The 4,804-nt window shown below is 64.4% G+C and carries 3 protein-coding genes; all 3 read right to left on the bottom strand.

Annotated features, from left to right (window positions below; translation table 11 throughout):
- Positions 1-109: 109 nt before the first annotated feature.
- Positions 110-1,213: a tetratricopeptide repeat protein gene (locus tag NMG80_RS06390; RefSeq protein WP_254017357.1), complete on the bottom strand. Its 1,104-nt coding sequence runs from the start codon at positions 1,211-1,213 to the stop codon at positions 110-112.
- Complete coding sequence (ku, locus tag NMG80_RS06385) at positions 1,210-2,124, bottom strand: non-homologous end joining protein Ku (RefSeq protein WP_254017356.1); 915 nt, start codon at positions 2,122-2,124, stop codon at positions 1,210-1,212. The genes NMG80_RS06390 and ku overlap by 4 nt, the downstream gene beginning before the upstream one ends.
- A gap of 89 nt (positions 2,125-2,213) precedes the next feature.
- Positions 2,214-4,700, bottom strand: a complete 2,487-nt coding sequence (gene ligD, locus NMG80_RS06380) for a DNA ligase D (RefSeq protein ID WP_254017355.1) — start codon at positions 4,698-4,700, stop codon at positions 2,214-2,216.
- Between the last annotated feature and the right edge of the window lie 104 nt (positions 4,701-4,804).

Raw genomic sequence — 4,804 nt, 5'->3', positions numbered from 1 at the left:
GGGTGCTCCAGCTTGGCACCGATGGCGATCCTTCCAACACCCCTCATCCGTCTCGGCGCTAACACGCCGATCCACCTTCTCCCACAAGGGAGAAGGGAGCGCCATCGCCTCACCCCGACATCCGCGCCAGCTGCAAATCGATGAACTGAATACCCTTGGCCGCCATGCGCGCCCATTCGGAGCTGGCGTCGAGCTCGAGATAGCGCGACCAGTTTCGCCGCGCCTCGGCGAGGTTGCCGGCGTCGAACTCGAGCCGGGCAAGGTTGAACACCGCATCGGCATAATAGGCATCGAGCGCGATCGCCTTCTGCAGATGCCGCCGCGCCGAGCCGTCGCGGCCCTCATCGCTCATCAGCCCGGCCAGATTGAACCAGGCCTCGACAAAGCCCGGGTCGCACTTGATGGCGCGGGCATAGTCATGCGCCGCCTCGGCCGCGCGTCCAGCGGCGCGCAGGCAGTTGGCGCGGTTGAAGGCGGCGATCGCGTCGCCCGGATCGATGGCCAGGCAGCGCTGGTAGAGTGCCGCCGCCTGCTCGTGGTCTTCAGCCTCTTCCGCGGCCTCGGCGTCGGCGAACAATTCTTCCAGAGTGTCGTCATCCAGGGTTCCCAGGTCGAACAGCAACTGGCCGTCGAGTTCGCTCTGGCCGCCTTCGAGGTAGATCGCATTCGCGCGCCCATGCTGCGAGCCGACATTCAGCGACTTGGCGGTCAGCGAAGCGACCGGACCGCAGCGGTGCACCGAGCGCGCGATCGCCCCCCACGAGGCGCCACCGGCAATCAGCCCGGCATATTTGCGGGCCAGGATCAAATCGCGAAACGAATAGGGTTCGCAATCATGCTCAAAGGCATCGAACAGCGACAACAGATCGAGGTCGGATGCGGCCAGCCGCGACTGATCGAGAAGCGACTGCCTGGGCAGCGCCGAGGCCTCTGGCGCCTTCATCAGCCCGAGCAGCCGCAAAAAACCGTTTTCGCTGATCAGCCTGCGCCCGGCCGCACGCTCGGCGGCGACGCGGCGCTCGATCTCGGCATCCCCGGCCTTGGCCAGAAGTGTGCGGCCGAACACGACATGGCTGGTGCGCCTGTTAACGCCGCGCCGCAACTGGCCCTGCTGGCGCTCGACTTCACGCGCCGCCAGCCTCAGCGGGAACGCCGCCAGCGCGCCGATGGCGCCGAAGACGCTGCCGGAATTTATACCGGTGGGCGCTGTCACCCTTTGCTCTTGCCGACGGCCTTGAGCAGATTGGCCTTGAGCGGATTTTCCTTGGCCGCGCCGGCGCCGCCCTTGGCGGATTTCGTTGCCGGTATCGCCGCTTCATCGGCCTTGCTCTTGCTCTTGGCCGGCGGTTTGGCCGATTGCGACAGGCTGGCTTTCAGCGCATCCATCAAATTGATCACATTGCCGCGCTCGGGAGCTGCGGCGATGATCGGCTTGTGACCCTTGAGCTTCTCGCGGATCATCGCCATCAGCGCGATCTCATAGCGGTCCTCATAGTTCTTCGGGTCGAAGGTGGTTTCCTTCTGCTTGATCAGCGCTTCGGCGAGCTGCAGCATTTCCGGGTCGGGCTTGCCGGCCGGGATGTTGCCAAAATATTCAGCCGTGCCGCGCACTTCGTTCGGGTTCCTCAAGGTGCAGACGAACATGCCGTTCTCGCGCGCGCCGATCGTCACCACGCGCTCGCGGCTGGACAGCACCAGGCGGGCGATCGCCAGCTTGCCGGATTTGCGCATGGCTTCGCGCAGCACGGCGAAAGTCTCCTCGGCCATGGCGCCGTCGGGCGCCAGATAATAGGGCGCGTCCTGATAGATGACGTCGACCGAATGCTCGTCGACAAAGGCCTCGATATTCATCGTGTGGTTGGATTCGATGCGCACCGCCTCGAGATCGGCGTCATCGATGATGATGTACTGCTTGTCCTCGTATTCGTAACCCTTGACCAGATCCGAGCGCTCGACCAGCCCGAGCTCGGGATCGACCGGCTTCATGTTGATGCGGTTGTGGGTGTCCTTGTGCAGCTGATTGAAGCTGATCCGCTCGCTGGCACTTGTCGCCGGATACAGCCGGACCGGACAGCTGACGAGACTGAGCTTGAGGTAACCTTTCCAACTTGCCCTGGGCGCCATGAAACTCTCCTACGCGGCCGTGCACTGTCGAACTGTTCGCAGCGCTTCGTCCAAAGGACGAACGACGCTGCGCAAAACCTACATCGCCCTCACAATACCGGCAAATCCCTAGCGAAATCTTCCATGTCGGCCCAAGGATCGCCGGAGGTGGCCAGAAGGCCCGGCAGTGAAGAATAATTCAAATCTTCCGGAGCGTCGATGGATTCCAGATCGGACCAGCTCACCGGCGTCGAGGCCGGCAAATTGGTGCGGGCGCGCAGCGAATAGGGTGCCGCCGAGGTGTGGCCGCGCGCGTTGCGATGAAAGTCGATGAAGATGCGCCGCTTGCGGTTGTCCTTGCCCATCGTGGTGGTGAAGGTTTCGGGCGCGGTGGCGGCCAATGCCGAGGAGATGGCGCTGGTCGCTTGGTGCAGCTTCTTCCAGTTCTGCTTCTGCGTCACCGGCACTGATATGTGGATGCCCTTGCCGCCTGAGGTTTTGGCAAACGGCACCAGCCCCATCGCCTCGAGCTCGGCGCGGATATGCACCGCGGCCTCGACCACCTCGCGCCAGCTAACTCCCTCGCCTGGGTCGAGGTCGAAGACGATCAGGTCGGGTTTGTCGAGGCGCGTGCGATGGGTGCCCCAAGTGTGGAACTCGACGACGCCGAACTGCGCCAGCGCCAGATAGCCCTTGGCGTCCTCGACCGACAGATAGGATTTGGTCTCGCCCTCGGAATTGGTCGCCTCGAAGGTCGCCACCGACGAAGGCATGCCGGTGAAGGCATGGCGCTGGAAGAAGCAGTCCTGCGGCTTGCCGGTCGGGCAGCGCACCAGCGACACCGGGCGGCCCAAAATATGCGGCAGCATGAAGTCGCCGACCAGCGCGTAGTAGACGGCGATATCGAGCTTGGTCGGTCCGGTCTTGCCGAACAGCCGCCGCGTCGGGTTGGTCACCCAGATCGTGGCGAGGTCGGCCTCGGCGATCAGCCGCTTGCGCTTGGCCGATATAGGCGTCGACAGGCCGACGTCGCGCAGCCCGCGGAACACGGCATGGCGCAGCGCATTATCGGTGGTCCGGTTGGCATAGTGGATATGCGCCGAAAGCAGCGGCCGCACCCAGTTCATCTCGCGCATGATCTCGCGCGGAACCCCTTCGGGCGCCGACGCGCCGGCGCGCAACGGCTCCAGCCGGGCCAGCAACGCGGTGGCGGTGGCGGCGTCGAAGCCGGTGCCGACCTTGCCGCGATAGTGCAGCTCGCCATCCTCGAATTCGCCGAGCCCGAGTGCGGCCAGCCCCTCGGCTGCAGCGGAAGTGGTGTAGCCGGCGAGGACGAAATCGCCGGTTTTCAGCGCCTTGGTCTTGGTCCAGGTCTTGGTGCGGCCGCTCTGGTAGATCGCGGTGGCGCGCTTGGAGACGATGCCTTCCAGCCCGATCTCGGAGGCCTGGTCGTAGAGCGCCTGGCCATCGCCTTCGACGTGGTCTGAGAACTGGATGGCGGAGTTGGCGCCCAGGCCGGACAGCAATTGCGACAGCAGCGCCTTGCGCCGGCTGAGCGGCGCTTTTCTCAGGTCCCAGCCGTCGAGATACAACAGGTCGAAGGCATAGAAGTGGAGCTTGTTGCCGGCGCCTTGCGCCAATGCATCCTGCAGCAGGGCGAAGCGGCTGATGCCCTTGGCGTCAAGCGCAACGACCTCGCCGTCGATGATTGCATCGCGGCAGGGCAGCCTGGCAAAGGCGAGCGGCAGGTCGCCATAGCGCCTGGTCCAGTCGAGACCGGCGCGGGTGATCAATTTGACCGCGCCGTCGGCCAGATGCGCCATGGTGCGGTAGCCGTCGAACTTGATCTCGTGCAGCCAGATTTCCAGCGTTTTTTCCGCGGGGCGTTCGCCGCCTGGCGGCTTCGGAACCTGCGTCGCCAGCTGCGGCTCGATCCGGGAAGGCAGCGGCGCCTTGACCGCACCCGGCAGCGCACCGGGTTTCAGCGCCACCGGTTTCGCAGGTTTTTGGGCTGGCTTCGGCGCTTCGACCAGTTCCTCGATCCGCCGTCCCGATTTGACGCTTTCCGGCCGCTCGGCAAGGATGTCGAGCGCCGTATCGGCAGCGAGGTCGCGCTCCTTGAACAGCAGCCAGTTCTTTTTGCCCTCATCCTCGCCGGGCTTCGGTTTCAGCCTGGTCAGCATCCAGCCGCCATTCAGTTTCTCGCCGGCGAGACGAAATTTGAAGGAACCGGTGCGCAAGCTCTTTTCGACATCGTCCATCGGCGCCCAGACGCCGGTGTCCCAGACGATCATCGGCCCGCCGCCATATTCGCCCTCGGGAATGACGCCTTCGAAGTCGATATATTCGACCGGATGATCCTCGGTCTCGACCGCCAGCCGCTTGTCCGCCGGATTGAGCGATGGACCGCGAGGCACCGCCCAGCTCTTCAGCACGTCACCGACCTGCAGACGAAGATCGTAATGGTCAGCGGTAGCGTGATGCTTGTGGACGACGAAGCGATTGCCTTCTGCGGCAACCGGCCCCCCGACGGGTTCCGGCGTCTTGCTGAATTCGCGCTTGGCGCGATAGGCCCTGAGTTTGGAGGGAGCTGGCATGTCAAAGACCGAAGCGCGCGGCAGCCAGCAACCAGCGTCTCATTCCTTCGCGCCCCCCTCTGTCCTGCCGGACATCTCCCCCACGAGGGGGGAGATTGGATGTC

Source organism: Mesorhizobium escarrei (assembly GCF_935825525.1).
In the GTDB taxonomy this organism is placed as follows: domain Bacteria; phylum Pseudomonadota; class Alphaproteobacteria; order Rhizobiales; family Rhizobiaceae; genus Mesorhizobium; species Mesorhizobium escarrei.
Note: the sequence above shows the minus strand (reverse complement) of the source record. Positions and strands in the feature narration are given on the sequence as shown.